This window comes from Streptomyces sp. Q2 (genome assembly GCF_056820935.1).
The window spans coordinates 58,381-85,287 of sequence record NZ_JBXEJE010000034.1 but is presented as its reverse complement, the minus strand read 5'-3'; the positions used below and the strand labels follow the sequence as shown (position 1 = coordinate 85,287).

The 26,907-nt window shown below is 70.9% G+C and carries 28 protein-coding genes; 17 read left to right on the top strand and 11 right to left on the bottom strand.

What is annotated here, in order from left to right; all coding sequences use genetic code 11:
- Window positions 1-27: 27 nt before the first annotated feature.
- From ACWBNA_RS33385 to ACWBNA_RS33370, 4 genes are all read left to right on the top strand, one after another.
- Window positions 28-1,320, top strand: coding sequence for an extracellular solute-binding protein (locus ACWBNA_RS33385; RefSeq protein WP_482708241.1), 1,293 nt, complete (start codon window positions 28-30; stop codon window positions 1,318-1,320).
- 6 nt (window positions 1,321-1,326) lie between these two features.
- On the top strand, window positions 1,327-2,325 hold the full coding sequence (locus ACWBNA_RS33380) for a carbohydrate ABC transporter permease (RefSeq protein ID WP_482708240.1): 999 nt from the start codon (window positions 1,327-1,329) through the stop codon (window positions 2,323-2,325).
- A 68-nt stretch (window positions 2,326-2,393) separates the two neighbouring features.
- Entirely contained in the window at window positions 2,394-3,158 is a 765-nt protein-coding gene (locus ACWBNA_RS33375; RefSeq protein WP_482708265.1) for a carbohydrate ABC transporter permease, read from the top strand.
- 88 nt (window positions 3,159-3,246) lie between these two features.
- A complete protein-coding gene (locus tag ACWBNA_RS33370; RefSeq protein ID WP_482708238.1) occupies window positions 3,247-4,317 on the top strand; it encodes an endo-1,4-beta-xylanase in 1,071 nt (356 codons plus the stop codon).
- A gap of 617 nt (window positions 4,318-4,934) precedes the next feature.
- Here ACWBNA_RS33370 and ACWBNA_RS33365 read toward each other — a convergent pair.
- The 3 genes from ACWBNA_RS33365 to ACWBNA_RS33355 form a co-directional block, all read right to left on the bottom strand.
- Entirely contained in the window at window positions 4,935-5,984 is a 1,050-nt protein-coding gene (locus tag ACWBNA_RS33365) for a LacI family DNA-binding transcriptional regulator (RefSeq protein WP_482708237.1), read from the bottom strand.
- 238 nt (window positions 5,985-6,222) lie between these two features.
- Window positions 6,223-6,429: a DUF5999 family protein gene (locus ACWBNA_RS33360; RefSeq protein WP_217242136.1), complete on the bottom strand. Its 207-nt coding sequence runs from the start codon at window positions 6,427-6,429 to the stop codon at window positions 6,223-6,225.
- A gap of 415 nt (window positions 6,430-6,844) precedes the next feature.
- A complete protein-coding gene (locus ACWBNA_RS33355) occupies window positions 6,845-7,429 on the bottom strand; it encodes a hypothetical protein (RefSeq protein ID WP_482708236.1) in 585 nt (194 codons plus the stop codon).
- Window positions 7,430-7,978: 549 nt separating this feature from the next.
- Here ACWBNA_RS33355 and ACWBNA_RS33350 point away from each other — a divergent pair.
- Both ACWBNA_RS33350 and ACWBNA_RS33345 read left to right on the top strand, forming a co-directional pair.
- The gene (locus tag ACWBNA_RS33350; protein WP_482708235.1) at window positions 7,979-9,496 is read left to right on the top strand and encodes a glutamate-cysteine ligase family protein; all 1,518 of its coding nucleotides are present in this window, start codon (window positions 7,979-7,981) and stop codon (window positions 9,494-9,496) included.
- 189 nt (window positions 9,497-9,685) lie between these two features.
- Window positions 9,686-10,507: a CPBP family intramembrane glutamic endopeptidase gene (locus ACWBNA_RS33345; protein WP_482708234.1), complete on the top strand. Its 822-nt coding sequence runs from the start codon at window positions 9,686-9,688 to the stop codon at window positions 10,505-10,507.
- 37 nt (window positions 10,508-10,544) lie between these two features.
- On the opposite strand, the gene ACWBNA_RS33340 is transcribed toward ACWBNA_RS33345, so the two are convergent.
- Window positions 10,545-11,354, bottom strand: coding sequence for a PhzF family phenazine biosynthesis protein (locus ACWBNA_RS33340; protein WP_482708233.1), 810 nt, complete (start codon window positions 11,352-11,354; stop codon window positions 10,545-10,547).
- Between the two features lie 175 nt (window positions 11,355-11,529).
- On the opposite strand from ACWBNA_RS33340, the gene ACWBNA_RS33335 reads away from it, so the two are divergent.
- Window positions 11,530-12,150, top strand: coding sequence for a PadR family transcriptional regulator (locus ACWBNA_RS33335; protein ID WP_482708232.1), 621 nt, complete (start codon window positions 11,530-11,532; stop codon window positions 12,148-12,150).
- 83 nt (window positions 12,151-12,233) lie between these two features.
- Here ACWBNA_RS33335 and ACWBNA_RS33330 read toward each other — a convergent pair whose 3' ends face one another.
- The gene (locus ACWBNA_RS33330; protein ID WP_482708231.1) at window positions 12,234-12,662 is read right to left on the bottom strand and encodes a type II toxin-antitoxin system Rv0910 family toxin; all 429 of its coding nucleotides are present in this window, start codon (window positions 12,660-12,662) and stop codon (window positions 12,234-12,236) included.
- A gap of 282 nt (window positions 12,663-12,944) precedes the next feature.
- Between ACWBNA_RS33330 and ACWBNA_RS33325 the strand changes: the two genes are divergently transcribed.
- From ACWBNA_RS33325 to ACWBNA_RS33315, 3 genes are all read left to right on the top strand, one after another.
- The gene (locus tag ACWBNA_RS33325) at window positions 12,945-13,496 is read left to right on the top strand and encodes a Clp protease N-terminal domain-containing protein (protein ID WP_482708230.1); all 552 of its coding nucleotides are present in this window, start codon (window positions 12,945-12,947) and stop codon (window positions 13,494-13,496) included.
- 72 nt (window positions 13,497-13,568) lie between these two features.
- Window positions 13,569-14,573, top strand: coding sequence for an EamA family transporter (locus ACWBNA_RS33320; protein ID WP_482708229.1), 1,005 nt, complete (start codon window positions 13,569-13,571; stop codon window positions 14,571-14,573).
- A gap of 210 nt (window positions 14,574-14,783) precedes the next feature.
- Window positions 14,784-15,731 carry a DMT family transporter gene (locus ACWBNA_RS33315; protein WP_482708228.1) on the top strand — a complete coding sequence of 316 codons (948 nt, stop codon included), beginning with the start codon at window positions 14,784-14,786 and terminating at the stop codon, window positions 15,729-15,731.
- A gap of 40 nt (window positions 15,732-15,771) precedes the next feature.
- Here the strand turns inward: ACWBNA_RS33315 and ACWBNA_RS33310 are convergent, their stop codons facing one another.
- Window positions 15,772-16,404 (bottom strand): FMN-binding negative transcriptional regulator, encoded by a 633-nt coding sequence (locus ACWBNA_RS33310; protein ID WP_482708227.1) that lies wholly within the window; start codon window positions 16,402-16,404, stop codon window positions 15,772-15,774.
- Entirely contained in the window at window positions 16,404-17,087 is a 684-nt protein-coding gene (locus ACWBNA_RS33305) for a pyridoxamine 5'-phosphate oxidase family protein (protein ID WP_482708226.1), read from the bottom strand. The genes ACWBNA_RS33310 and ACWBNA_RS33305 overlap by 1 nt, the downstream gene beginning before the upstream one ends.
- A 35-nt stretch (window positions 17,088-17,122) precedes the next feature.
- Here ACWBNA_RS33305 and ACWBNA_RS33300 point away from each other — a divergent pair, with 35 nt between their 5' ends.
- Window positions 17,123-18,454: an aminotransferase class I/II-fold pyridoxal phosphate-dependent enzyme gene (locus ACWBNA_RS33300; protein ID WP_482708225.1), complete on the top strand. Its 1,332-nt coding sequence runs from the start codon at window positions 17,123-17,125 to the stop codon at window positions 18,452-18,454.
- On the opposite strand, the gene ACWBNA_RS33295 is transcribed toward ACWBNA_RS33300, so the two are convergent.
- Window positions 18,451-19,638, bottom strand: a complete 1,188-nt coding sequence (locus ACWBNA_RS33295; RefSeq protein WP_482708224.1) for a DMT family transporter — start codon at window positions 19,636-19,638, stop codon at window positions 18,451-18,453. The two genes, ACWBNA_RS33300 and ACWBNA_RS33295, sit on opposite strands and share 4 nt — an antisense overlap.
- A 74-nt stretch (window positions 19,639-19,712) precedes the next feature.
- On the opposite strand from ACWBNA_RS33295, the gene ACWBNA_RS33290 reads away from it, so the two are divergent.
- Window positions 19,713-20,615: a LysR family transcriptional regulator gene (locus tag ACWBNA_RS33290; RefSeq protein WP_482708223.1), complete on the top strand. Its 903-nt coding sequence runs from the start codon at window positions 19,713-19,715 to the stop codon at window positions 20,613-20,615.
- 44 nt (window positions 20,616-20,659) lie between these two features.
- Here the strand turns inward: ACWBNA_RS33290 and ACWBNA_RS33285 are convergent, their stop codons facing one another.
- Window positions 20,660-21,127, bottom strand: coding sequence for a pyridoxamine 5'-phosphate oxidase family protein (locus ACWBNA_RS33285; protein ID WP_482708222.1), 468 nt, complete (start codon window positions 21,125-21,127; stop codon window positions 20,660-20,662).
- A gap of 139 nt (window positions 21,128-21,266) precedes the next feature.
- On the opposite strand from ACWBNA_RS33285, the gene ACWBNA_RS33280 reads away from it, so the two are divergent.
- Window positions 21,267-21,917: a cysteine hydrolase family protein gene (locus ACWBNA_RS33280; RefSeq protein ID WP_482708221.1), complete on the top strand. Its 651-nt coding sequence runs from the start codon at window positions 21,267-21,269 to the stop codon at window positions 21,915-21,917.
- 3 nt (window positions 21,918-21,920) lie between these two features.
- Here the strand turns inward: ACWBNA_RS33280 and ACWBNA_RS33275 are convergent, their stop codons facing one another.
- The gene (locus tag ACWBNA_RS33275; RefSeq protein ID WP_482708220.1) at window positions 21,921-22,409 is read right to left on the bottom strand and encodes a Rieske (2Fe-2S) protein; all 489 of its coding nucleotides are present in this window, start codon (window positions 22,407-22,409) and stop codon (window positions 21,921-21,923) included.
- A gap of 318 nt (window positions 22,410-22,727) precedes the next feature.
- On the opposite strand from ACWBNA_RS33275, the gene ACWBNA_RS33270 reads away from it, so the two are divergent.
- The 3 genes from ACWBNA_RS33270 (at window position 22,728) to ACWBNA_RS33260 (ending at window position 25,384) form a co-directional block, all read left to right on the top strand.
- Window positions 22,728-24,005 (top strand): hypothetical protein, encoded by a 1,278-nt coding sequence (locus ACWBNA_RS33270; protein WP_482708219.1) that lies wholly within the window; start codon window positions 22,728-22,730, stop codon window positions 24,003-24,005.
- A 201-nt stretch (window positions 24,006-24,206) separates the two neighbouring features.
- Window positions 24,207-24,971: a HipA family kinase gene (locus ACWBNA_RS33265; protein WP_482708218.1), complete on the top strand. Its 765-nt coding sequence runs from the start codon at window positions 24,207-24,209 to the stop codon at window positions 24,969-24,971.
- Window positions 24,968-25,384 (top strand): DUF3037 domain-containing protein, encoded by a 417-nt coding sequence (locus tag ACWBNA_RS33260; protein ID WP_482708217.1) that lies wholly within the window; start codon window positions 24,968-24,970, stop codon window positions 25,382-25,384. The genes ACWBNA_RS33265 and ACWBNA_RS33260 overlap by 4 nt, the downstream gene beginning before the upstream one ends.
- A 22-nt stretch (window positions 25,385-25,406) precedes the next feature.
- Here the strand turns inward: ACWBNA_RS33260 and ACWBNA_RS33255 are convergent, their stop codons facing one another.
- The gene (locus tag ACWBNA_RS33255) at window positions 25,407-25,859 is read right to left on the bottom strand and encodes an excalibur calcium-binding protein (protein WP_482708216.1); all 453 of its coding nucleotides are present in this window, start codon (window positions 25,857-25,859) and stop codon (window positions 25,407-25,409) included.
- Between the two features lie 283 nt (window positions 25,860-26,142).
- On the opposite strand from ACWBNA_RS33255, the gene fabG reads away from it, so the two are divergent.
- The gene (gene fabG, locus ACWBNA_RS33250) at window positions 26,143-26,904 is read left to right on the top strand and encodes a 3-oxoacyl-ACP reductase FabG (RefSeq protein WP_482708215.1); all 762 of its coding nucleotides are present in this window, start codon (window positions 26,143-26,145) and stop codon (window positions 26,902-26,904) included.
- Window positions 26,905-26,907: the final 3 nt, after the last annotated feature.

Below are 26,907 nucleotides of genomic sequence, written 5' to 3'. Positions count from 1 at the left end.
CGCCGTCCCGTACCCAAGGAGCGCAAAATGGGCGACCCGGCACTGTCCCGCCGCGGGTTCCTGGCGGCGTCCGCCGCGGCCGGTCTGAGCATGACGGCATTGAGCGGCTGCGGTGGCGACTCGGACGGAGGGTCGTCGGGGACGACCACCGTCGAGTGGTGGAACATCTCGACGACCGAGCCCACCAAGGGCGTCTGGGCCGCACTGGCCAAGAAGTTCGAGGCCCAGAACCCCAAGGTCAAGATAAAGATCGTTCAACTGGAGAACGACGCCTACAAGTCGAAGATGACCGCGCTGACCGCCTCCGGGAAGCTCCCCGACATCTTCCACACCTGGGGTGGCGGTGTCCTGAAGCAGCAGGTCGACGCGGGGCTCGTCGAGGATGTGACGGACCGCACCAAGCCGTGGGCCGACGGGCTGCTGTCGGTCGCGAAGGAGCCGTACCTGATCGACGAGAAGGTGTACGGCGTCCCGTTCGACATCGGCATGATCGGCTTCTGGTACAACAAGGCGCTCTTCAAGCAGGCCGGCATCAGCACGCCCCCCACCACCTGGAGCGGCTTCCTCGACGCCGTGGGCAAGCTGAAGGCCAAGGGCATCACCCCCCTCGCCCTCGCGGGCAAGGAGACCTGGACCGGCATGTACTACTGGGCCTACCTCGCGATGCGCACCGCCGGCGCCGAGGCACTGCAGAAGGCCAACGACGACAAGGACTTCACGGGGGCCGAGTTCGTCGAGGCCGGCGAGCACCTCAAGGAACTCGTCGACCTGAAGCCCTTCCAGAAGGGCTTCCTCGGCGCCGCCTACTCCAGCCCCACCGGCCAGGCCGCCGCGGTGGGCAACGGCAAGGCCGCGATGGAACTGATGGGCCAGTGGGCGCCGGTCGTCGAGGCGGACGCCGGCAAGGGACTCGGTGACGACCTCGGGTTCTTCCCGTTCCCCGCGGTCGAGGGCGGCAAGGGTGCCATCACCGAGGTCTTCGGCGGGGGCGGCGGACACGCCCTGCGCCAGGGCGCACCCCAGGCCGCCGTCGACTTCCTGAAGTTCTTCGCCTCCGAGGCCACCGACCTGGAACTCGTCAAGAAGACCGGCGTCCTCCCGGTGGTTCCGAGCGCGGAGGGCGCCATCGCCGACCCGAACATCAAGGCCGTACAGGCGCAGTTGAAGAGCGCCACCGGTTTCCAGCTCTACCTCGACCAGGCGTACGCGCCCGCACTCGGCCAGGAGGTCAACGACAGCGTCGGCGCGCTGATCGCCGGCTCCAAGTCCCCCGAGCAGGTCGCCGAGTCGATCACCAAGGTCGCGAAGGAAGAGCAGTAGCCGACGATGACCTCCACGTTCCTGCCGGACAAACGGACCGGCCCCGACGTCGGTGTTCCGCCCCCGGCCGCACGCAAGGCCCGGGGGCGGGCCCGGCGCCGCACGCTCAACTGGCTCACCGCGATCGGCTTCCAGCTGCCCGCCCTGGTGCTGTTCGGCGTGCTGGTGCTGCTGCCGATCCTGTTCGCCCTGTACGCCGCGTTCTTCCGCTGGGGCGGCTTCGGCATGCCGTCCGACTACATCGGGGTCGACAACTTCACCCGGCTCTTCGAGGACCCCGTCTTCCTCGGTGACCTGTGGCGCTGCCTCGTCCTGGTCCTGCTGTCGCTCGCCCTGCAACTGCCGTTCGCGCTCGCCATGGCCGTCCTGCTCAACCAGAAGGTGCGCGGCCGGGCCGTCTACCGGATGCTGTTCTTCGCGCCGTACGTGCTGAGCGAGGCCATCACCGGCGTGCTGTTCAGCATGATCTTCGCGCCGGACGACGGACTCGCCGACCGGCTGCTGGGCGGGATCGGCCTGGACGGGCTGGGCGGGGAGTGGTTCGCCGACCCCTCCACCGTCATGGCGACCCTCTTCCTCGTCATGACCTGGAAGTACTTCGGCTTCCACATGATGCTCTACCTGGCCGGACTCCAGTCCATCCCCCGTGAGTTGACCGAGGCGGCGCTCATCGACGGCGCCGGACCCTGGCAGCGTTTCCGCAACGTCACGCTGCCGCTGCTCGCGCCGACCCTGCGGATCAGCGTCTTCCTGTCCGTCATCGGAGCCATCCAGCTCTTCGACCTGGTGTGGGTGACCACCGCGGGCGGCCCCGACCACCACTCCGAGACCATGGCCGTGACCATGTTCCAGTACGGCTTCAAGCGCTACCAGGTCGGATACGCCAGCGCGATCAGCGTGGTCATGTTCGGCATCAGCCTCGTCTTCGCCCTCGCCTACCAGCGGTTCGTGCTCCGCCGCGACCTCGAAGGAGCGACCACGACGATGAGAGGAGGCGGGAAGTGACGACCGCTCGGAAAACCCGTGGCAAGACACTGCCGGTGCACGTCGTCCTCATCGTCGCCGGCGCGGTGATGGTCGTGCCGCTGCTCTACGCGATGATCTCCGGCTTCAAGACCACCGACGAGCTCTCCCGCAACCCGATCGGGCTGCCCGACTCGTGGGTGATCTCCAACTACACCGACATCCTCGGCTCCGGCGCCTTCTGGCAGCTGCTCGGCAGCAGCACGCTGATCGCGGTGGGCACGACCGTCATCGTCGTCGCGGTCTCCGCGCTCGCCGCGTTCTCCTTCGCCCGCTTCGCCTTCCGTGGGCGGGAGGTGCTGTTCACCCTGTTCACGATGGGGCTGATGTTCCCCTTCGCGGTGGCGGCCCTGCCGCTGTTCCTCCTGCTGCGCTCGATGGGCCTGCTGGACAACCCGCTCGGCGTGATCCTCCCGCAGGCCGCGTTCGGACTTCCGATGACCATCATCATTCTGCGCGGCTTCTTCCGGCAGATCCCGGGGGAACTGGAGGAAGCGGCCACGCTCGACGGGTGCACCCCGTTCGGCTTCTTCTGGCGGGTCCTGCTGCCCATGGCGCGACCGGCGCTCGGCACCGTCTCGGTCCTGGCCGTCGTCACCAGTTGGAACAACTTCTTCCTGCCGCTCCTGGTGTTCACCGAATCCACCTGGTGGACCATCCCGATCGGCGTGCAGCAGTTCCAGGGCCAGTACTCCTCGGACACCGCCAAGGTCTTCGCCTACCTGGTGCTGGCCATGGTTCCCGCCCTCGCCTTCTACTCGGTCGCCGAGCGCCAGCTCGTCGGCGGCCTCACCGCCGGCGCGACGAAGGGATGACCCGCGCCGCCGGACGTACGGCTCACCCTCCCCCGCTCTCGGCCGCGCTCGAGCCGGGGGAACCCATCCGCATGTGAGGAGTCGCACCATGCGCACTACGACGATCCGCTCCCGCACCCGGCTCAGACTCGCCGGCGCCCTCGCGACCGTCCTGGTCACCGCGGGCATCGCCACCGGGCCGGCCGCCCAGGCGGGCGAGGAGCACGGCAAGCGGCCCACGCTCGCCGACCTGGCCGAGCGCCACGGCCGCTACTTCGGCAGCGCCACCGACAACCCCGAACTCGTCGACGAGCCCTACAAGGCCCTCCTCGGCAGCGAGTTCGACATGATCACGCCGGGCAACGGCATGAAGTGGTACGCCACCGAACCCCAGCAGGGCGTCTTCGACTGGTCCAAGGGCGACGAGATCGTGAACCTCGCCCGCGCCAACCACCAGAAGGTGCGCGGCCACACGCTGGTGTGGCACAGCCAGCTGCCCGACTGGCTCACCGGCCGCGACTGGACGGCCCCCGAGCTGAGGGCCGTACTCAAGAAGCACATCCAGGCCGAGGTGCGGCACTACAAGGGCAAGATCTACGCCTGGGACGTCGTCAACGAGGCGTTCAACGAGGACGGCACCTACCGCGAGACGGTCTTCTACAAGACGCTCGGCCCCGGCTACATCGCCGACGCGCTGCGCTGGGCCCACCAGGCCGACCCGAAGGCCAGGCTCTACCTCAACGACTACAACGTCGAGACCATCGGCCCGAAGAGCGACGCCTACTACAAGCTGGCCAAGGAACTCAAGGCCCAGGGCGTGCCGCTGCACGGCTTCGGCCTCCAGGCCCACCTGGCCCTTCAGTACGGCTATCCGACCACGCTGGAGGACAACCTCCGCCGCTTCTCCCGGCTCGGCCTGGACACCGCGCTCACCGAGGTGGACGTCCGCATGTACGTGCCCGCGGACGAGGCGAAGCTGGCCACGCAGGCCGAGTGGTACCGGGACATGACCGAGGCCTGCCTCGCGGTGCGCCGGTGCGTGGGCATCACGCTGTGGGACTACACCGACAAGTACTCGTGGATCCCCGCGTTCTTCGAGGGCGAGGGTGCGGCGCTCCCGTGGGACGAGCAACTGGCGCCGAAGCCGGCGTACTTCGCCATCCGGGAGGCGCTGAAGTAAGACCCGTTGCTCCGGCGTCCGTGAGGGGACACCGGAGCAACGCCCCGTTCCCGGACACCTACGAGGGGGGTGCCCGGGAACGGGGGTGTCTGGAGCCTGGCGACCGGGGCCGGCCTGGGCGGCGCCTTCGGGGCCGGGCCTCCGGGGCGGCTCGGGGCGGCGGTGGCCAGGGGTTTGGCCACTCCCGCCCGCGCCCGGGAAGGNGCCCCCCGCCCCAACGCCCCGTTCCCGGACACCTACGAGGGGGGTGCCCGGGAACGGGGGTGTCTGGAGCCTGGCGACCGGGGCCGGCCTGGGCGGCGCCTTCGGGGCCGGGCCTCCGGGGCGGCTCGGGGCGGCGGTGGCCAGGGGTTTGGCCACTCCCGCCCGCGCCCGGGAAGGGGCGGTGTTCGGGGCCCGGCGTCCGGGGCGGCTTGGGGTGACAGGGCCGGGCCCCAGGCCGTGGGCCGGAGCGGTGCTGCTGGGGTCTGGCGATCGGGGCGGTTGGGGGACGGCGGTGAGGAGCCCGGCCACCGGGGTGGCTCCGGAGTGGCGGCGGGGCTGATCGTCGGTGCGCGCCGGGGAGCGGTGGTGATCGGGCCGGGCCGCCGGTGCGGCTCGTCGGCGGCGCTGGGGGGCTAGGGCGCGGCCACCGGCGCCGTGCTCGCCCTTACCACCAGTTCCGTGCCGAGCTCGACCCGTGGGGAGTCCGGCTGTTCGTCGTGGGCCAGGCGCAGGACCGTGCGGGCGGCCAGCTTGCCCATGTCGGCGAGGGGCTGGCGGACCGTGGTGAGGGGCGGGGCCGACCAGCGGACTTCCGGAAGGTCGTCGAAACCGACCAGGCTCATGTCCTCCGGGACGCGAAGGCCGCGTCGGCGCAGCGCCTCGATCGCGCCGAGTGCCATCTGGTCGCTGGCCGCGAACACGGCGGTCGGCGGCTCGGGCAGGTCGAGGAGGGCGTTGCAGCCGGCGAAGCCGGACTCCGGACGGAAGTCACCGGGGACGACGAGCGAGTCGTCCACCGCCAGGCCGGCGCCCTCGAGGGCGGCGCGGTAGCCGTCGGAGCGGGCCCGGGAACAGAGCAGCCGGGGCGGGCCCGCGATCAGGCCGATCCTGCGGTGGCCCAGCGACAGCAGGTGCTCGGTCGCCGCCATGCCGCCCGCCCAGTTGGCGGCGCCGACCGTCGGGACGTCGAGGGCGGGGGAGCCGGCCGGGTCGACGACCACCAGCGGGACGCCGAGGATGCGCAACTCGTCGTGAAGAAGCGGCTCCAGCGCCGAGGTGACGAGGATGACGCCGTCGGAGGCGCGGGCCCGCAGGTTGCGCATCCACTCGCGGGCGTCGCCCGTGCGACCGTGGATCGCCGACACCACCGTGCCGACCCCGGCCGCGTGCGCGACCTCCTCCACGCCCCGGATGATCTCCACCGCCCAGGGGCTGTCCAGGTCGTTGAAGACGAGGTCGAGGAGGGCGGCGCGGGTGCCGGGGGCCGCGGGCCGCTTGCGGTAGCCGTGCCGTTGCAGCAGGTCCTCGACCCGAGCCCGGGTCTTCGGCGAGACGTCGGACCGGCCGTTGACGACTCGGGACACCGTCGGCACCGAGACCCCGGCCCGTCGGGCGATCTCCGTGATCGTGACCTTGCCCCGGGCCTCGGGCGCCGTCTCGGCGTCGGCCTCGCGTGCTGCCACTTCCCCACCTCCGTACCCGACTGTCCTTCGAAACTTCCAGGAGTCTTCCGGAAAAAAGGCGACCGTGGGAAGAGGCCGCGCCGTTGAGTGGAGGGGACGGGGCGGCGGACGATCGGAACACGCATGAAGGGCTACGGGGAGTGACCGACCCCGGACATGCGTCGGGGCCGGTGCGCAGTCGGCACTGCGAGCCGGCCCCTCAGTACTCCGGGCGGTGCGGTGTGCCGCCCGGTGGCGCTCAGGCGGCGGTCATCACCTGTGCGGTGCCCAGCGGGCGGTGCGGGTCGATGACCCGTCCGTCCGGCAGGAGCTCACCGGTGTCCTCGAAGAGCAGAACCCCGTTGCACAGCAGGCTCCACCCCTGTTCCGGGTGGTGCGCCACGAGACGGGCGGATTCCCGGTCGGCTGAGTCGGCTGTCGGACACGGTGTCTGGTGCTGGCACATTGGTGGGATCTTTCGCTCTGTCGTGATGGATGGGATGGCTGTGGTGTCTGTCCCGCGGCTTGAAGCGTCGTTCATGCCGGCCCCCGTTGTGATAAGTCGGTCGGAACCCAGTGTTGCCCCACGGGCGTCAATCCGCAGGGATTTCGCAGCACCGCTTCTCACAGGATGATGACGCATCACTCGCGCGGACGGTTCATTCCAACTGCACTGCCTCTTCGGGTGGTTCGCTGTGGCCGGATGGGGCTAGTCCAGGCGGGTAAGAGGCCGAATCCGGCTCGTACGAGCCATAAAGCGCTCGTACGAGCGAAAAGGCCGACGGGGATCTCGGTATGAGCCTAAAGGGCGTCGGAAACAGCGTCGTACCCCGCCACCCGGAATTCGGGAACGGGGTACGAGGGCCGCCGCGAGGGGGACGTCAGGCCGGTGAGCCCAGCAGTGGTGCCGGTGTCACCCGATGGGTCAGCACCGGAAGCAGATCGGCCACGCGGTGCGGACGGTGTGCGGCGATTCCGGGCGGCGCCGGCGCCAGCGGCACCAGCAGGTCCGTGGCGGCGGGGTGGCCGGTGGCACCGTCCGCGGAGCAGTCGCCGTGCAGCCAGAGCGTGAGCATGTAGAGACGGGGTACCGACAGGAGGCGTGGCTGATAGGGCTGCGTCATGTTGTCCGCCTGGCGCAGCGCGAGCTCGGTGGAGGCGATGTACGGGCCCTCGAAGAAGCGGGAGAAGGCCCAGCCGTCGGGGGTCAGCATGGTCTCCGCCGCGGCCACCGCACGGTCGCCGCAGCGGATCAGGAAGCGCCAGCCGGCCAGCCGGGTGGCGGGGACGCCCTCGGTGTCGACGCCGTCCAGTACGTGCACCGGCAGCGGGAGTTCGGGAGTGACGGGGCCCTGGGCGTGCAGCAGGGAAGGAGTTCGGGCTTCACGGACCGCGGTGGGGGAACCCAGCGCGGTGAGAACGGAACGAAGTGCGGGCGCGGGAGCCGGGAGGACATGCAGCGGCATGGTGGGTCGCCTCTCATTCGACAGGCACAGTGGCGCGAGGGCGGGGCTGGGCGGACGGCGCTGTCAGCTCACGTGGTCAGAGAGGCGGGGCCGTGGTCCGGTGACCAGGGGTGCACGCGAGGCCTGCCGTGCGTCACCTGGTGGCAGGATCGAGGGCCGCGGGCGCCAGCCTTCTGCCTTGTTCGCGGAGTTTATACGACACATGTTCAGACGATGTTTCGTCTAGCCGTTTCCGGCGAGGAGAACAAGGGTCCATTCGGTCGACGATTCGTGGGAATCATCCCGGTTCCGGGCCGACTGCGCGGCGGTGACCTCGAAAAACGTCGAAAGGGCGGACGGCCCATTCTTGTCGGCGTTTTTCACGAGCTCCCGTGGGAACTCGCAACTGCACGGTGCACCATGCCTGGTGAATGTGCCACCGGGCACATCCATCAGAGTAGCGACTGCCGGTCCCGCCCGTGACGTTATCGATCGTCCCGGCTGGGCATCATCCCACCTGACCCGGACACGGCGGCGGTCTTCGGCCCGCCCATGCGAGAGGACCCTGCGATGGGGGAGAAGGTCGTGGCAGGTCAGTTCGACCTGTCCGATCGCCAGCGCTACCGCGACAAGCTCCGCCGGAATCTGACGGGGCTGGAGCGACTCCTGGCCGAGAAGCGGTTCGACCGCCCCAGGAACCTCATGGGGCTGGAGATCGAACTGAATCTCACGGGTGCCGACGGCATGCCGAAAATGCTCAATGCGCAGGTGCTCGAACGCATCGCAAGCCGAGATTTCCAAACAGAACTCGCCATGTTCAACCTGGAAGTCAACATAGCCCCACACCGATTGGGTGGGCGGGTATTCGACCGGCTGGCCGAGGAACTCCGCACCTCACTGGCATATGCCGACAGGAAAGCGGGAGAGCTCGACGCGGGAATCGTGATGATCGGCATTCTGCCGACCCTCGACCGCGACGACCTGGTCTCCTCGAACCTCTCCGACGTCGACCGCTACGTCCTGCTCAACGACCAGATCGTGGCCGCCCGCGGCGAGGACTTCGCCCTCGACATCGACGGCGTGGAGCGCCTGACCTGCAGCTCGAAGTCCATCGCGCCCGAGGCCGCCTGCACCTCCGTGCAGCTCCACCTCCAGGTCACTCCGGGCCGCTTCGCCGATGTGTGGAACGCCGCCCAGGCCGTCGCCGCGGCGCAGATCGCCGTGGGCGCCAACTCGCCGTTCCTGTTCGGCCGCGAGCTGTGGCGAGAATCCCGGCCGCCGCTGTTCCAGCAGTCCACCGACACCCGCCCGCCCGAACTCCAGGCCCAGGGAGTGCGCCCGCGCACCTGGTTCGGCGAGCGGTGGATCTCCTCCGCGTACGACCTCTTCGAGGAGAACCTGCGCTACTACCCGGCCCTGCTGCCCATCTGCGACGACGAGGACCCGCTGGAGGTCCTCGACGAGGGCGGCATCCCGAAGCTCGCCGAGCTCGTCCTGCACAACGGCACCGTCTACCGCTGGAACCGCCCGGTCTACGGCATCGCCGACGGCGTCCCGCACCTGCGCGTGGAGAACCGCGTGCTGCCCGCCGGCCCCACCATCACCGACGTCATCGCCAACGCCGCCTTCTACTACGGCCTCGTACGCGCCCTCGCCGAGGAGTCACGGCCGGTCTGGAGCAGGCTGCCCTTCGAGGCCGCCGCCGCCAACTTCGACGCCGCGTGCCGGCACGGCATCGACGCCCGCCTCACCTGGCCCCGGCGCGGCCGTTACGGCGGCACGACCGAGGTCGACGCCGTCAGCCTCGTACGCGACGAACTGCTGCCGCTGGCCGCGGCCGGCCTCGACGCGTGGGGCGTCGAGCCCGCGGACCGGGACCTGTACCTCGGCGTCATCGAGGAACGCTGCCGACGCCGGGTCAACGGCGCGTCCTGGCAGGCCGCGACCTTCCACCGGGCGCTGGAGAGCGGCCTGTCCCGGGAAGCCGCGCTGGCCGCCACGACCCGGTGGTACCGCGAGCTGATGCACAAGGGGGAGCCGGTGCACACGTGGCCGGTGGGGCTGCCGGAGCCGGTGCCGCTGGGCTGAGGAAGCGAGGACGCCGGTCGGCGTCCCGCACCCCCGGCGCCACGATCGCCTTCACGATCTCCTTCTTGGGTGATCGGTCACGACCGGGGGTCGCTGCCGCCCGCCCCATACTGATCGGGCAAGCTGTGACGTCCCGCGACGGTGGTGGCCCTCCCTGTTGAGTCCCGACGGCCGTGGGGATGCGGCGGGATGACTCAACTGGAGGCCGGTGTGCAGTCGGAGGCGGGCTCGAAGGCCGATTCCTTTCCTGAGGAGCGGCCCTCACGACGGATCCTTCGGGACGAGACCCTGCTCGTTCTGGGGCTCTCGCTCGGTGCGAGTGGTGTGTCCGCCCTGATCAGCTTTGTCGGATCGGTCACCAAGCCGGGAGGCCTCAAGGACCAGGCGGCCACCCTCAACGCGTCGGCCGCGCCCGGCCGACCCTGGCTGGACCTCGCCTGGCAGCTGTTCGGGATCGCCTCGGCGCTGGTGCCCGTCGCGCTGGTCGCGCACTTCCTGCTCCGCGAGGGGCAGGGCCTGCGCGCCCTCGGCTTCGACCGCACCCGGCCGTGGCCGGACCTCGGCCGCGGGGCCGCGGTCGCGGCGGTCATCGGCAGCACCGGGATCGCCTTCTACCTGGCCGCGCGCGGTCTCGGCTTCAACCTCACCGTGGTGCCCGAGGCACTGCCCGAGGTGTGGTGGAAGTACCCGGTGCTGATCATGTCCGCGATGCAGAACGCGATCCTCGAAGAAGTCATCGTGGTGGGCTATCTGCTGCGCCGGCTCGGCCAGTTGGGCTGGACGCCCGGCACCGCGCTGGTGGCCAGTTCCGTGCTGCGCGGGTCGTACCACCTCTACCAGGGCATCGGCGGCTTCATCGGCAACATGGTGATGGGCGTGGTGTTCGTGTACCTGTACCGCCGCTGGGGGCGCGTGGGACCTCTGGTGGTGGCGCACTCCCTGCTCGACATCGGGGCGTTCGTGGGCTACGCGCTGCTGGCGGGCAAGGTGGGCTGGCTGCCGACGGCGTGAACCATCGGCAGCACGCCGTACGCCGTCGCCCACCTGGCTAGGCCAGTAGCTCGCCGTCGATCACCGTCACCGCGCGGCCGGTCAGCAGGGTGCGGTCGCCCCGCAGTTCCGTACGGACGCGGCCGGAGCGCGGGGAGGCCTGGAGGCCGGTGAGGTCAGGGCGGCCGAGGCGCTCGGACCAGTAGGGGGCGAGCGCCGTGTGGGCGCTGCCCGTGACCGGGTCCTCGTCGATGCCGAGGCGTGGGAAGAAGCAGCGGGAGACGAAGTCGTAGCCGCGGGCGGGGTCCTCGGCGCGGGCGGTGGCGATGATGCCGCGCTCCGAGTGGGCGACGAGGGCTTTGTGGTCGGGCGCGAGGGAGCGGACCGTCTTCTCGTCGGGGAGCTCGACGAGCAGGTCGCCGATGTTCGGGCCGGTGTCGAAGGCGGTGAGCGGCTCGGCGCCGAGGGCCTCGGCGACTTGGTCGGGGAGTCTGACCGAGGTGAGCGGTGCCGTCGGGAAGTCCAGCGTGATCGAACCGTCCTCGCGGAGCGTCGCGACGAGCACACCGCTGCGCGTGGCGAATCGCACCGGGCCCTCGTGGGCGCCGGTGGTGTGCAGGACGTGGGCCGTGGCGAGCGTGGCGTGACCGCACAGGTCGACCTCGGCGGCGGGCGTGAACCAGCGCAGCGCCCAGTCGGCCTCGCCGCCTTCGGGCAGCCGGTGGGCGAACGCCGTCTCGGCGTGGTTGACCTCCAGGGCGATGTTCTGGAGCCGCTCGTCCTCCGGGAAGGCGTCGAGGAGCAGGACTCCGGCCGGGTTGCCGGCGAAGGGGCGGTCGGTGAAGGCGTCGACGATTCGGATACGCATGTCCCGACGCTAGGGGCGCTGCCGCGGCGGGGACCAAGGCCAATTCCGGAGTACTGGACCGAATTCGGGTCCTGGACCGGGCGAGGAAGCTCAGCCGCAGGGGCTTGCCATGCGAACACTACCGATATATCGTTGACGCATCGCGACAGATCAACGATGGAATGGAGTGATGGCGATGCGTTCCCATGGATTCGAACGTGGGCATGGTGGTGCCGGCGGCCGGGGCGGTTTCGAGGGCCGGCGTGGCGCCTTCGGGCCCTTCGGGCCGGGTGGCCCCGGCGGCGGTCCCGGCTTCGGCGGACCGGGCTTCGGCCCGGGGCCCTGGGGGCCCCGGGGGCGAGGCGGACCGCGGGGGAGGGCGCGGCGCGGTGACGTGCGCGCGTCGATCCTGGCCCTGTTGAAGGACCGGCCCATGCACGGGTACGAGATGATCCAGGAGATCGCCGAGCGCAGTGGCGGGGCGTGGAAGCCCAGTCCCGGCTCGGTGTACCCCACCCTCCAGTTGCTGGAGGACGAGGGGCTGATCACCAGTGAGTCCGAGGGCGGCAAGAAGCTGTTCGCGCTCACCGACGCCGGCCGCACCGCGGCCGAGGAGGGCCCCGACGCGCCCTGGGAGGAAGCCTCCCGCGGCGTCGACTGGGAGGCCCTCGGTGAGATCCGTCAGGCCGGCTTCGGTCTGATGGAGGCCTTCGGGCAGGTCTGGAAGACGGGCAGCAAGGAACAGCGCGAGAAGGCGGTCGGCGTGATCAACGACGCCCGCAAGAAGCTGTACCTGATCCTCGCCGATGAGGACTGACGGCCGGACGGCAGTGAAGGGGCGCCCCGTGGAGTGATCCGCGGGGCGCCTTTCGCGTGGGCGGTCGGGCAGTCGTGGGGCCGTCAGCTCACGAGTCCTGCCAGCTTGCGCAGCGACTCGTTCAGCGCCGCCGTCGCCGAGTCCTTGAGCTTGCCCGCCATCAGCGAGACGGCGGCGCCGGTGAACTCGCCGTCGATGCGGGCCGTCGTGGCGTCGCCGTCGGGGGTGAGTGTGTAGCGCGTGGCGACGGTCACGGCCATCGGGCCCTTGCCGCGGATCGCGAGCACCCGGGCCGGCTCCAGTTCCTCGATGGTCCACTCGACCTCGGCGGGGAACCCCATGAGCTTCATGTTCTCCTGGAACGTCCCGCCCACGGCGAGGGTCTCCGGGCCGCCCTTGGGGAAGCTGGTGTGGGTCGCGTTCCACTCGCCGTACGCGGACCAGTCGGTCAACTGGGCCCAGACCTTCTCCGCGGGTGCCTCGATACGCGCCTCCGCGCTGACTTCGGCCATGCGACCACCTCTTCGTCTCGGGCCGGGGTGTCGCGGAACGTAGCCGCAGGACCCGGAACATTCAATACTGATGAGCCGTCAGAAATGCATGGTGTGGAGGCGCGGTTCTCATCCGCAGGTCTCGGGACCCGCAGGGCAAGGCGGCGCGCACCTCTCGGAGCGGAAAGGCGTGATCTCATCCGTAAGGAGGAGATTCCGGCCTGCGGGGTCCGCTTCCCGTGGGACGCGAAGATGCTTCCTTTCGCGGATGACCCGAGAGGGCGGGACTGATGGGGTAGGGGTGTGCAACCCCGTATCCCCCGGCAGTCGGCCCAAGAGCCCGTCGGCCGGCCCCCGCTCCCTTCGGACAACGATGCCAGGCTCAGTGCCGAACTGGCAGCGGTGGTCTCCGGTGCCCGTCGGCGGGCGGTCCGGGACGGGGACCGGCAGATCGACACGGCCCATCTGCTGCACTCCCTCCTGGAGGGTGATCCGGAGGTGCGGGTCTTCTTCGACGCCGAACCGCAGTTCGCCCGCCTTCTCGGCTACCTCGTGCAGCGCAGCATCGGGTACGGGCTGCGCTGGCAGGGCACCGTCGAGGACTCCGGTGCCGTACCGGTCGTGACCGGGGTCGAGGGCTTCTCGCCGCTGGCCGCCGGGGCGATGGAGTACGCCCGGGCACGCGCCGCCCGACGTGACGGCGGTCCGGCCCGGGGCATCGACCTGCTCGCGGCGATCGTCGTGGACCCGCAGGCGCGGGCCGTCGAGGTGCTCGGCCGAGCCGGGATCGACGCGGCCGAGGTGCTCGCGCGGGTGAACCGCCACTTCTCGGCGAACCCGGTGAGCGGGACGTAGGGGTAGCCCCGCGGTCCAGCCGCTGAGACAGGTGTCAACGGGGATGACGCTCATGTCATCGCCTGTCATCATGTGCCGGTGCATACGTCTGAGAGCAGTCAGGGCCACCGCGGAAGGGGCGTCGGGCTCAGCCTCGCGCTCGGGTCCGCGCTCGCCTTCGGCGGATCCGGAGTCGCGGCCAAGCCGCTGATCGAGGCGGGCCTCGACCCGCTCCACGTGGTGTGGCTGCGCGTGGCGGGCGCGGCCGTGGTGATGCTCCCGGTCGCCGTACGCCACCGAGCGCTGCTGCGCCGCCGCCCCGCCCTGCTCGCCGGTTTCGGTCTGCTCGCGGTGGCCGGCGTCCAGGCCTGCTACTTCGCCGCGATCTCCCGCATCCCCGTCGGGGTCGCGCTGCTCGTCGAGTACCTCGCGCCCGCCCTCGTGCTCGGCTGGGTGCGGTTCGTGCAGCGGCGGCCGGTGACCCGTGCCGCCGCGCTCGGCGTGGTCCTCGCGGTCGGCGGACTCGCCTGTGTCGTCGAGGTCTGGTCCGGTCTGAGCTTCGACGCCCTCGGTCTGCTGCTCGCGCTCGGTGCCGCCTGCTGCCAGGTCGGCTACTTCGTCCTGTCCGACCAGGGCAGCGACTCCGGCGACGAGGCACCCGACCCGCTCGGGGTCATCGCGTACGGCCTCCTCGTCGGCACCCTGGTGCTGACCGTCGTGGCGCGCCCCTGGACCATGGACTGGTCCCTGCTCGCCCGCAGCGCGGACATGGACGGCACGCCGGTCGCCGCCGGTCTGCTGCTCGCCTGGATCGTGCTCGTCGCCACGGTCCTCGCCTACGTCACCGGGGTGGTCTCGGTGCGCCGGCTCTCTCCGCAGGTCGCCGGCGTCGTGGCCTGCCTCGAGGCGGTCATCGCCACCGTCCTTGCCTGGGTACTGCTCGGCGAGCACCTCTCGGCACCGCAGATCATCGGTGGCGCGGTCGTCCTGGCGGGAGCGTTCATCGCCCAGTCGTCGGCGCCCGCCAAGGGTTCCCCGGAGCCGGTGGCGAGCGGCGGCACGGAAAGTGAGTTGTCGGCCCGCGGAACCGCCACCTAGGCTCCCGATCATGCATCCTCACCGCATCGTTCTTCCGCCGCCGGCCGCCTGAGGCGGGCCATCCGGCGAAGCGGGGTGTTCTGAGCCCCCCGAGCCCGGCAGTACACCGCCGGGCGGAACGGTGCTGCCCGCAGACGAAGTCCGTGGACCCCGCACAGCGGGCGTCCTTTCCCGAACTTCAGCGCACCTTGCGCACTGCGGAGAGAACGCGTGTCGAATGCTGCTTCCGGCCTGCCCGTCGGGCGAGGCCTTCTCTACCTGATCGTCGCCGGTGTCGCCTGGGGCACCGCCGGCGCGGTCGCTTCCCTGGCCTACGGCGCCAGTGACATCGGACCCGTCGCCCTGTCCTTCTGGCGCTGCGCCGCCGGGCTCGTGCTGCTGCTCGCCGCCCGCCTCCCGCGAACGGGCGGCGCGCGGACGGCCGTACGGGAACCACTGCGTCACCAGGCGCGGCGGGCCGGTGTCACGGGTCTGTGTCTGGCCGTGTTCCAGACGGCCTACTTCGCGTCCGTCGAGGCCACCGGTCTCGCCGTGGCCACCGTCGTCACCCTCGGCGCCGGTCCCGTCCTCATCGCGCTGGGGGCGAGGCTGACCCTGGGGGAGCGGCTCGGGCGGGGCGGGGCGTTCGCTGTTGTCGGGGCGCTCGCCGGACTGGGGGTGCTGATGCTCGGGGGCGAGGACGCGTCCGTGCGCCCGTGGGGGGTGCTGTTCGGGCTGGTGTCGGCGGCCGGGGGCTGTGTGATGACCCTGGTCACGCGGAGCCGGGGCCGGGACGGCGGTGCGGATGCCGCGAGTGCGTCCGTGTGGACGCTCGCGGTCACCAGCCTGTGCCTGCTGCCGTTCGCCCTGGCCGAGGGACTGGTGCCGCACACCGCGGAACCCGGCCTGCTCCTGTGCCTGTTGGCCTACATCGCGGCCGTCCCCACGGCTCTCGCCTACGTCCTCTACTTCGCGGCCGCCGCCGTCGTCCGGTCCACCACCGTGTCCGTGGTCATGCTGCTGGAACCGGTGGGAGCCGCGGTGCTCGCCGTGGTGCTGCTCGGTGAGCGGCTCACCGCGGCCACGCTGGCCGGCACTCTGCTGATGCTCGGGTCGGTCGCCGGGCTCGCGGTGGCGGAAGCCCGAGGTGCGGCACAGGGGGAACCCGTCCTCGTGTGACGACGAGTGGCCCTTCCCGTGGGGGAGGGCCACTCGCCGCTCAGATTCCGCGCCGGTTCAGCAGGTGCTCGCGCGCCGCCGCGTCCCCCGGACCGCCGCGGTCGGCGAGGCCGGCCGCGATCCGGTGCTGGACCGCTGCGGGCCGGTGTCCCGCGTACTTGAACTTCGCCCGTACGGCGACCACGTCGAGCCGCAGCCCCCGGATCCCGGAGAGCAACCGGCCGTACGGCGCCTCACCCACCGCCGCCCGTGCGGAACCGCCCTCCGGCTGGAAGTGGCCGACCTGCCGGTTGAGGAGCGCGGCCTTCTCGGCCGGATCGTCCACGATGTGGGCCGTGCAGCGGAGTTGGACCGCCGCGTACAGGCTCGTCGGCGTGCCGTGCTCGGAGGGGACGTCCGGCGGCGCCTGCCAGGGGCCGGGGATGAACGCGTAGTCGTCGACCACGCTCAGCAGAACCTCGGGGTTCGTCTCCAGGGCGTCCCACAGGGGGTTCGGACGGGCCAGGTGCGTGAGCACCTCGCCGCGCTCGGCGTCGTAGGCGAAGTGCAGGGGCTGGACGTACGGCGGCTCGCCCGCAAGGCCGTTGACGGCGAGCTGCCCGAAGTCGTGGACGTCCAGCCAACCCTGCCATTCGGCGTCGTCGCGGGGCGCGTCCCACGGGTGGATCAGCATCACAGGGCCTGGAGGTAGCCGGGGACCTCGGTGCCGGGGGCCAGGCCGGCGTCGGCGAGGGGAGTCTCGTAGCCCTTGCGCAGGGGGACGACGCCGGCCCAGTGCGGGAGGGCGAGGTCCTCGGGCTCGTCGTTGACGCCGCCGGTGCGGAGCTTGGCGGAGACCTCGTCGAGGTCGAGGCGGATCACCGCGGTGGCGGCGAACTCCTTCTTGTTGGCCGGCCGCGAGTCGCGGGACCGGCCCGGTACGACGTGGTCGACCAGCGCGTCCAGGGCGACCCGCTTCTCCTCGGGGTCCGTCACGTCGTGGGCGATGCCGTGTACGACGACCGACCGGTAGTTGATCGAGTGATGGAAGGCCGAGCGGGCCAGGATCAGCGCGTCGACGTGCGTGACCGTCAGGCACACCGGGAGACCGGGGACGGCCTGTCCCGTCATCCGCAGCGGACGCGAACCCGTCGAGCCGTGGACGTAGAGCCGCTCGCCGACCCGGCCGTACAGCGTGGGCAGCACGACCGGTGCGCCGTCACGCACGAAACCCAGGTGGCAGACGTAGGCCTCGTCGAGTATCGCGTGCACCAGCTCCCTGTCGTACGAGGCCTTGTGCGCGGCGCGCGTGGGGACGGTGCGGTCGGTCGGGGCGTAGGCGGCGGGCTGTGTCGTCGTCTGCTGGGTCCCCTGCATTGCGCTCTCCATTGCACTAGTGCATAATTCGCTTTGTGCTAGGAGATTACCGGATCACAGGCCGGCGTGCAGCAGAGATTTCGGCGAGCATCGAGCAGGCGGTGGGTGCCGGTGACCTGGAACCCGGCCAACTGTTGCCTCCGATGCGGGAGTTGGCCACCGAACTGGGCGTGAATCCCAATACCGTCGCGGCCGCCTATCGCACCCTGCGCGAGCGCGGGGTCATCGAGACCGCCGGGCGCCGGGGCAGCCGGGTGCGGCCCAAGCCGGCCACCACCGGCCGCGCACACATCCGCGTCGACGTACCCGAGGGCGTGCGGGACGTGTCGAACGGCAATCCGGACCCCGCGCTCCTGCCCTCCCTCGCACAGGCCTTCGCGGCGGCCGCCGCGCAGAGCGACCGGCGGCCGGTCATGTACGGAGAGGCTCCGGTCGAGCCGGAGCTGGCACGGCTCGCACGGGCCGCGATGGACGCCGACGGGGTGCCGGACGGCCCCCTCGCCGTCATGTCGGGGTCGCTGGACGCCATCGGGCGGATCCTCGCCGTCCACCTCAAACCGGGAGACGTCGTCGCGGTGGAGGACCCCGGATGGGGCGGTCTGCTCGACCTGGTCCCGGCGCTCGGGCTGCGCACCGCCCCCGTGGGCGTCGACGACGAGGGGCCGCTCCCGGACGACGTACGCAGGGCCCTGGAGTCCGGGGCGCGTGCCCTGATCGTCACCGACCGGGCGCAGAACCCGACGGGGGCGGCGGTGAGCGCCACGCGCGCGCGTGCCCTGCGGTCCGTGCTGCGGGCGCACCCGCGGACGCTGCTGATCGAGGACGACCACGGCCACAAGATCGTCGACCTGCCCCTGCATCCCCTCGCGGGGGTCACCCACAGCTGGGCCTTCGTGCGCTCGGTCGCCAAGGCGTACGGTCCTGACCTGCGGCTCGGCGTGTTCACCGGGGACGCCGTCACCGTCGACCGGGTGCGCGGACGGCAGCGGCTCGGGCCCGGCTGGGTCAGCCGGATCACGCAGGAGGCCGTGCGGCGGCTGTGGGCCGACGGCGCGCTGGACACGCCGGCGGTGGCGGCCGCGTACCGGGCGCGCCGGGATCTGCTGATCGACGCGCTCGCGGCCCGCGGTGTCGAGGCCCACGGGCGCTCCGGACTGAACGTGTGGATCCCCGTGCCCGACGAGACCGGCGCCGTCGCCCGGCTGCTGCACTCCGGGTGGGCCGTCGCGCCCGGCGCCCGCTTCCGGATGAGCGCACCGCCCGGAATCCGGATCACCGTCTCGACACTCACCGTGACCGAGACCGGCCCGCTGGCGGACGCGGTCGCCTCCGCCATCAGGCCGGCCCCGGTGCGCAGTTACGTCTAGGACCTGACGTCGGTGAGGGACTGCGCGGGGCCGTCCTGGATGTCGGCAGGAGGGCCGGGTACGGATGCGGGGCCGACCGGGGATTCGGATGGGGCGGTGGACCCGGTTGCGGGAGTGGGCTCGGTTTCCGAAGTGGGATTGGTTGCTGGAGTGGACCCGGTTGCGGAAGCGGGCCCGGTTGCGGGAGTGGACTCGGTCGCGAAAGCGGGCCCGGTTGCCGAAGTGGACCCGGACCCCGCCTCGGGGAGGTGGTCGCGCCTCTTCGGCCTCGCCTGCGTCAACGCCGCCCCCGCCAGGACGATCGCCGCGCCGACCGGTGTCGACCAGCTGAGCGACTCGCCGAGGATGGCGACGCCTGCGGCGGTGGCGATGACCGGGATGAAGTAGGTGACCATCTGGGCCGTCGTGGGGCCGACCTCGGCGACCAGGCCGTACTGGAGGAGGACCGCGAGCCCCGTGCCCAGGGCGCCCAGCGCGGCGATCGCCAGCAGGGGCGTGACGGGGAAGTCGCTCGGCAGGCTGGTGAACAGCGGGGTGACGACCGCCAGTTGCAGCGTGGCCAGCAACAGCTGCGCGCCGGTGAGGGAGAGGTTCGAGTGGCTGGAGCCGGCCAGGGTGCGACGGACGTAGATCCAGCCGATCGGGTAGCTGAGCGAGGCCAGCAGGGCCATCGCCGTGCCCGTGGCGTCCAGGCCGTGGAAGCCCTGCCAGGCGCCGAGGACCGTCAGGACGCCGAGGAAGCCGAGGCCGAGACCCGCGACCCTGACCCGGGTGGGCCGGTCCTCGGAGAGGGCGACCAGGGACAGGGCCATGCCCCACAGGGGTGAGGTCGCGTTGCAGATGCCGGCGAGCGTGGACGGGATCGTCAGCTCGGAGTAGGCGAAGAGCGAGAACGGCAGCGCGTTCAGGAAGAACGCGGCCACCGTCAGGTGCGCCCAGGTGCGGGTTCCGCGCGGGAGGCGCTCCCGCCGTACGGCCATCGCGGCGGCGAGCACCGCCGTGCCGAAGCCCAGGCGGCCGAGCGTGACCTGGAAGGGGGCGTAGCCCTCGGTGCCCACCTTGATGAGCAGGAAGCTGAAGCCCCAGATCAGTGAGAGGGCTCCGAAGCGCAGGCGCCAGTCGACGGCGGGGCGGGGGCGGGAGGCGGTCCGGGCCGCGGTGCGGGTGGCGGTGACGGTGCTCATGGCCACCACGATGGTGTGTGCGACCTCGTAGCACAATCGAAATTTCGCGAGCGGTATCTCGTAGTATTGCTTACATGTTGAACCTGGAGCGCCTGCGCACCCTCGACGCCCTCGCCCGGCACGGCTCGGTCAGCGGTGCCGCCGAGGGGCTGCACATCACCACGTCGGCCGTCTCGCAGCAGATGTCGAAGCTGGAGCGGGAGGTCGGACAGCAGCTCCTCGCCAAGAACGGGCGGGGGGTGCGGCTCACAGACGCGGGCCGGCTGCTCGCCGAGCACGCGGCGCGCATCCTGTCGCAGGTCGAACTCGCCCAGTCCGACCTGGAGGCGCAGCGCGGACAGGTCGTCGGCGAACTCAGGCTGTCGGCGTTCCCGACCGCCGCGCGCGGCCTGTTCCCCACCGCGCTCGCCGCCCTGCGCGCGCAGCACCCGGCGCTGCGGGTCCGCTCCTGCGAGCTGGAACCCGAGAGCGGCATCGCCGGGGTGATCCGCGGCGACCTCGACCTCGCCGTCGTGCTCGACTGGTACAACAAGCCGATGCCGCTGCCCGACGGCCTGGTCAAGGCGCAGATCCTGGACGACCCCGCCGACGTGGCGATGCCGGCCGGCCACCGGCTCGCGGACCGCGACGAGGTGGACCTCGCCGAGTTCGCCGAGGACGAGTGGATCACCTGGGGCGAGGGTGAGTTCTGCCACGAGTGGCTGATGTTCACGCTGCGCTCCAAGGGCATCGAGCCGATCGTCGGCCACCGCGCCGCCGAGACGCACACGCAACTCGGGCTGGTCGCCGCGGGGTTGGGGGTGTGCATCGCACCCCTGCTGGGGCGGCACCCGATGCCCGCGCAGGTCGTGACCGTTCCGCTGAGGCAGCGGGTGCGCCGGCATGTGTACGTCGTCTGGCGCGCGGACGCCGACCGCCGCCCGTCGATCCGGGCGGCGGTGAAGGCACTCAAGGAGTCGGCCGAGAAGCTGGACTAGGCATGGGCCGGCCTGGGCCGGGCCCTGACGTCGAAAGGGCCCGGCTACAGCGCTCCCAGCTTGCGGAAGTCCCAGGAGACGATCTTCTCCGGGGTCAGCCGGATCCACGCGTGCCGGCCGTCGTGCGGCATCTCGTCGAGGCGGAAGTTCTTGCGGGCGAACAGGGTCTCGGGCAGGTCGAGTTCCGCGCGCAGCTCCCCGGTGCGCGGTGCCTCGCCCACGAAGTCCACGGTGCCGGACAGCTCGACACCGCGCAGTTCGTCGTACTCCTCGCCCGTGTCCACCACGATCGCCACGCGTGGATCGCGCCGCAGATCGGTCCACCGCTTGCTGCGCACCACCGAGTAGAGCCACATCGACGTGCCGTCCCAGGCGAACCACAGCGTGCTCACGTGCGGGGCGCCGTCCGCGGACACGGTGGCGACCCGGCAGGTGCGCTGGCTGGTGAGGAACTCGTCCAGCTCACCAGGCGTCATCATGATCTTCCGGCCCCGGCGCTGAGTGACGGTCATGCGGCCCCCTCTTTCTCTCACGTCGTGTCAGAGGAGATCCTCTGACATCACGTCAGAAAAAGGATGGGTCGTCTTCCGTCCTAACGCAATGATGGCTAGTCTCACCGCGCCTCCACCCCTTCGGCGACCAGGGGAAGCCGTGCCGTCGTACGAACAGCTCAGTGAGCTTCTCGACCCCGCGACCACCGCCTTGCTCACCGTCGAGTGCCAGCAGGGCGTCGTCGGACCCGACAGCGCCCTGCCCGAACTCGCCGAGGAGGCACGCTCGTCGGGGGCCCTCGCCAACGTCGCCCGGCTCGTCGCGGCCGCGCACCAGGGCGGCGTCCAGGTGATCCACGCGATCGCCGAGCGCCGCCCCGACGGGCGGGGCGCCAACCGCAACGCCCGCCTGTTCCGCGCCGCCGAACGGCTGCCCGTCCAGCAGCTGTCCGGCACCACCGCGGTGCGCCTGGCCGCGCCGATCGAGGTCGCCGAGGAGGACCTCGTCGTACGACGGCTGCACGGGCTGTCGCCGATCCAGGGCACCGAGGTCGACGCGTTGCTGCGCAACCTGGGCTGCCGGACGCTGATCGTCACCGGGGTCTCGGCCAACGTGGCGATCCCCAACGCCGTGTTCGACGCCGTGAACCGCGGCTACACCGCCCTCGTGCCGACGGACGCCATCGCGGGGGTGCCCTCCGACTACACCCCCGCGATGATCCGCAACACCCTCGCCTTGGTCGCCACGGTCGCGACCACGGACGAGGTGCTGGCCTGCGTCAGCCGTCAGCGCCGTACGGTCCGGCGCTGACGGTCACGCGAGGGTGATCGAGTCGCCGCTCACCGTTATCTGCATCTCGGGCAGCGGCTTCTTCGCCGGACCGCTCTTCACGCTGCCGTCGGTGATCGAGAAGTTGCTGTTGTGACAGGGGCAGTTGATGACGCCGTCGGCGACGCTCTTCACCGCGCAGCCCTGGTGGGTGCAGGTGGCCGAGAACGCCTTGAACTCGCCCGCCGTCGGCTGCACCACCACCACCTTCTGGTCGGCGAAGACCTTCCCGCCGCCCTCGGGGATGTCGGCGGTCGACGCGAGCGCCGTGCCGCCCCCGGCGTTGCCGCCGGCCGAACCGTCCCCGGTGGGGCTGCTGCTGCCGGACGAGTCGGCGGGGGCGGACGAGTTCGACGAGTCGTCGTCCGAGCCGCCGCACGCGGTCAGCACGACGGCGAGCCCAGCCGCTCCGGCCGCCGCCACGACGGTACGACGGCCCGGCCCCGAGGTGGACTTGAACGATGCGCTGGTCATGGTGCGCTTCCCTTCGGAAGGTTGCGTGATCTGCCGACAGGTACGGTCGGCGTAGATCGCCTGTTCAGACGATGTCGGAATCTTGACCCGCTCTCGTCGAGCCGTGGGTAAAGCGGAGCTATCGGTTCGCTGTCCGGCCCTGTCGGTTTCCTGTCGGGGCAGGCGCACCGCCGTCCGGGCCGTCGCCATCGTCCGGGCCGTCTCCGTCGCCGGCTGACTCCCGGCACCACGGTGCCGAGGCCGAGCGACTGTTGCATAGCGCACGATCGAACACCTGTAGTTGTGCCGCGTGTTCGAATGCCTCTACTTTTGCCCGTCATGACCATGACGCGCAGAGCGATCATCAAGGGCATGGCCACCGCACCGTTCATCGGTGTGGCCGGCAGCGCACTCGCCCCCGCCACCGCCCACGCGGCCACTATCGACGCCGGCCAGTACAGCTTCACCAGTCGGCCCTCCAACAGCTATGGCCAGTTCGCCGATCTGGCGGCCGGCCTGGCGAACAGCCTCACCAAGGTCGGCGCGACCACCGTCATAGCCGACACCAACCGCAGCGCCAAAGCCCTCACCAGCGCGCCCAGTACCGCTACGGCCTTCCAGACCGGCTTCGCCTGGGACACCGACGACCAGTCGGTGGACTACTGGATACCCCAGGGCGTCACCACCAGCGCCGACGCCTACGGCAACGGGCTCTACCCGGAGGGGGGAAGCAACAAGGTCGTCCTCGTCTCCTGGTACTTCGAGACCGATCCCGACACCGACGGCGTCGACGAGTACCCGCTCGACAAGGGCCTGCGAGTGACCTTCGTCGACTACAGCAGCCCGTCCGCACCGACGTACCGGCATGTGCTGCTGGTCGAACCCGTCAAGACCAGCACGGGTGCGTACTCCTTCAATCCCATCCGCAAACACGCCGGCGGCATCATGTGGTACGGCGACCTGCTCTACGTCGTCGACACCTACAAGGGGCTCCGGGTGTTCGACCTGCGCAGCCTCTTCCAGGTCGCCACCGCGGAGAAGGACGTGTGCGGACTGCACACCGACGGGCAGTACTACGGCTACGGCTACCAGTACGTCCTGCCGCAGAGCCACGCCTACGACAACGCAGGAACGTACCTGCGCTACACGGCGATCGGGCTCGACCGCGCCAGCAGCCCCGACAGCCTGGTGGTCAGCGAGTACTCGCTCTCCGGCACCGTCGACTACGCGGACGGCAACTTCAACGGCACGGGCCCGGGCAGCACCACACCCAAGGTGGTCCGCTGGAACCTCGACTACACCGACCGGCAGCCGGCCTCCCTCACCGCGACGGAAGCCGTCACCGTCAACCAGCAGAAGATCCAGGGCGTCGTCTCCCGCAACAGCAAGCACTACCTCTCGGTGAGCAACGGCCCTTCGGGCAAGGGCGCTCTGCGTACCTTCAACTCCGGCGGCTCCACCGCGAGCACCGTCTGCGACCTGACCGTCGGCTGCGAGGACCTCAGCTACCACAGCAGCGGGGCGTCCGGCTGGTCGTACAGCGAGTCCGTGATCTGGAACGCCAGCGAATACACCGGCAAACGCTACGTCTACGCGGTCCGCGCGGACGGCTCCTGAAAAACTGTCCGGCGGATCATCCGGTCTCCGACGTGATCCGCCGGACAGGCCCTCAGAAGGGGAGCCCGTTGTGACCTTGGCGCGGTGACTCGGGCACTCCTCACCGGCGATCACCCTTGGTTACTATGCTCACTTCATGCCCTGCGCCCCTCCGGGGCAAGTCGTGGATTGCAAGGTTGAAGAGACAGGTGGCCTGGGAAAATGCTAAGAGAGGTCACCGCGACCCGCTACGTCACGCCCTTGCGTGAGGGCGGCTCGCTGCCGGGACTCGTCGAGGCCGACGACCGCGGAACGTACGTCATGAAGTTCACCGGCGCCGGGCAGGGCCGCAAGACGCTGGTCGCCGAGGTGGTGTGCGGGGAACTCGCGCGGCGGCTCGGCTTCCGGGTGCCGCGCCTTGTGACGATCGGTCTCGACCCGGTGCTGGGGCTCGGCGAACCCGACCCCCAGGTTCAGGAACTGCTCAAATCCAGCGGCGGCACCAACCTCGGCATGGACTTCCTCTCCGGCGCCCTCGGCTTCGACCCGCTCGCCTTCAGCGTGAGTCCCGAGGAGGCCGGGCGGATCGTCTGGTTCGACGCGCTGGTGAACAACGTCGACCGCTCCTGGCGCAACCCCAACCTGCTGATGTGGCAGGGTGAGTTGTGGCTCATCGACCACGGCGCGACCATGATCTGGCACCACAACTGGCCCGGCGCCGAGACCTCGGCGGCCCGCCCGTACGACGCCTCCGAGCACGTGCTCACGTCCTTCGCGCCGGACGTCGCCGCGGCCGCCGCCGCGCTCGCACCGCTGGTCACCGAGGAGCTCCTGGCCGAGGTCACCGCCAAGATCCCGGACGTGTGGCTGTCGGACGAGCCCGGTTTCGACACACGGGACGAACTCCGTCGGGCCTACGCGCGTCCGCTGGCCGCGCGCGCCGCCGTCGTCCACGACCGCATCAACGGCATCGAGGGAAGCAAGTGACCGAGCGCCACATCATCCGGGGGAGCGAGCGCAACGAGCGGGACGTCTTCGAGTACGCGCTGCTGCGCGTCGTACCCCGCATCGAGCGCGGCGAGTGCATCAACGCCGGCGTGCTGGTCTACTGCCGTGCCAAGTCGTACGTCGGTGCGCGTACCCACCTCGACGAGGCGAGGCTCCTCGCCTTGGATCCGGACGCGGACGTGGCCGGCGTCAGGGCCGCCCTGCGTGCCGTCGAGGGGGTCTGCGCGGGCGGCGAAGCGGCAGGTCAGGCCGCTCATGACGACGCCGGGCGGCGTTTTCGCTGGCTGATCGCGCCCCGTTCGACGGTCGTCCAGCCGGGGCCCGTGCACACCGGACTGACCACCGACCCGGCCGCGGAGACCGACCGGCTCCTCGGCCTGCTGGTGCGGTGACGGAGGCGCCGCCCGGCGGCCGTCAGGCCCGGCGTCGCCTCAGCACATAGCCGGCCGCGAGGACGCCACCGGTGACCAAGGCCAGGCCGCCTCCGATGGTCCAGCCGCTCGGTCCGGAGGCCGACGCCCCGCCCAGCCCGCCGCGCACGCCCTGCGTCGGGGTGACGGCGGCGGGAGTCGAGGGGCTGACAGTCGCCGGAGTGGTTGCGGGAGTGGCGGGAGCGACGGGGAGGGCGGTCGAGGAGATGACGGGGGCGCCGCGCCGGGGCAGCGCCTCGCAGGCGATGCCGTCGTCCGGGCTCTGGTCCTCATCGAGCCGGTTCGGATCGGTGGGGTCCGAGTCGAACACGGCCTGCGCCTCCTCCTGGTAGGTGAAGTCGCGACAGTCCAGATCCTGGGCGTGAGCGATGTCGGCCAACGGCACTATCGCGGTGATCGCGATCAGCGTGCCGACGGCACCGGTACGACGGCGCATCGAGCGCCTCCTTTCCGGCCACGAGTGGCCCGCGTTCCGACGCTATGGGCCATCTGGCGCAGGGGCGCGCAGCGCTGGGCCGATCGGGTGCCGCCGACGGGCGCCGGTGCGGCACGATGACAGGGGCGCGGCCTGCCCGGGGTCGGCCGCACAGGTAATGGATCACACCGGGCTCGTGTGACGTTGACACCGGGTGCCAGGGCTTCTAGCGTCACGTCTGCTGAAGGTACTAAGCGGTCGCTCACCAGATGGGCGTCCTTCTCAAGGGCGAGGAGAACCAGCAATGTCCACCACTGAGCAGCGGGTCGCCGTGGTCACCGGCGGAGCGCGCGGCATCGGCGCCGCCACCGCCGTACGCCTGGCCGCCGAGGGTCGCGCGGTCGCCGTGATCGACCTCGACGAGGCAGCCTGCAAGGACACCGTGGAGAAGATCACCGCGGCGGGCGGCAAGGCGATCGCGGTCGGCGCGGACGTCTCCGACGAGGCCCAGGTCGACGCGGCCGTCGCGCGCGTCGTCGCGGAGCTCGGCGCCCCGACGATCCTCGTCAACAACGCGGGCGTGCTCCGCGACAACCTGCTGTTCAAGATGAGCGTCTCCGACTGGGACACCGTCATGAACGTGCACCTGCGGGGCTCGTTCCTGATGACGCGAGCCGTGCAGAAGTACATGGTGGACGCCAAGTTCGGCCGCGTCGTCAACCTCTCCTCGTCCTCGGCGCTCGGCAACCGCGGCCAGGTCAACTACTCCGCCGCCAAGGCCGGTCTGCAGGGCTTCACCAAGACGCTCGCTTTCGAGCTCGGCAAGTTCGGCGTCACCGCCAACGCCGTGGCGCCCGGCTTCATCGCCACCGACATGACCGCCGCCACCGCCGAGCGGGTCGGCATGGGCTTCGAGGAGTTCAAGGCCGCGGCCGCCACCCAGATCCCGGTCCAGCGCGTGGGCAACCCGGACGACATCGCCAACGCGATCGCCTTCTTCACGGGCGACGCCGCCGGGTTCGTCTCCGGCCAGGTGCTGTACGTGGCCGGCGGACCGCTCAACTAGGGC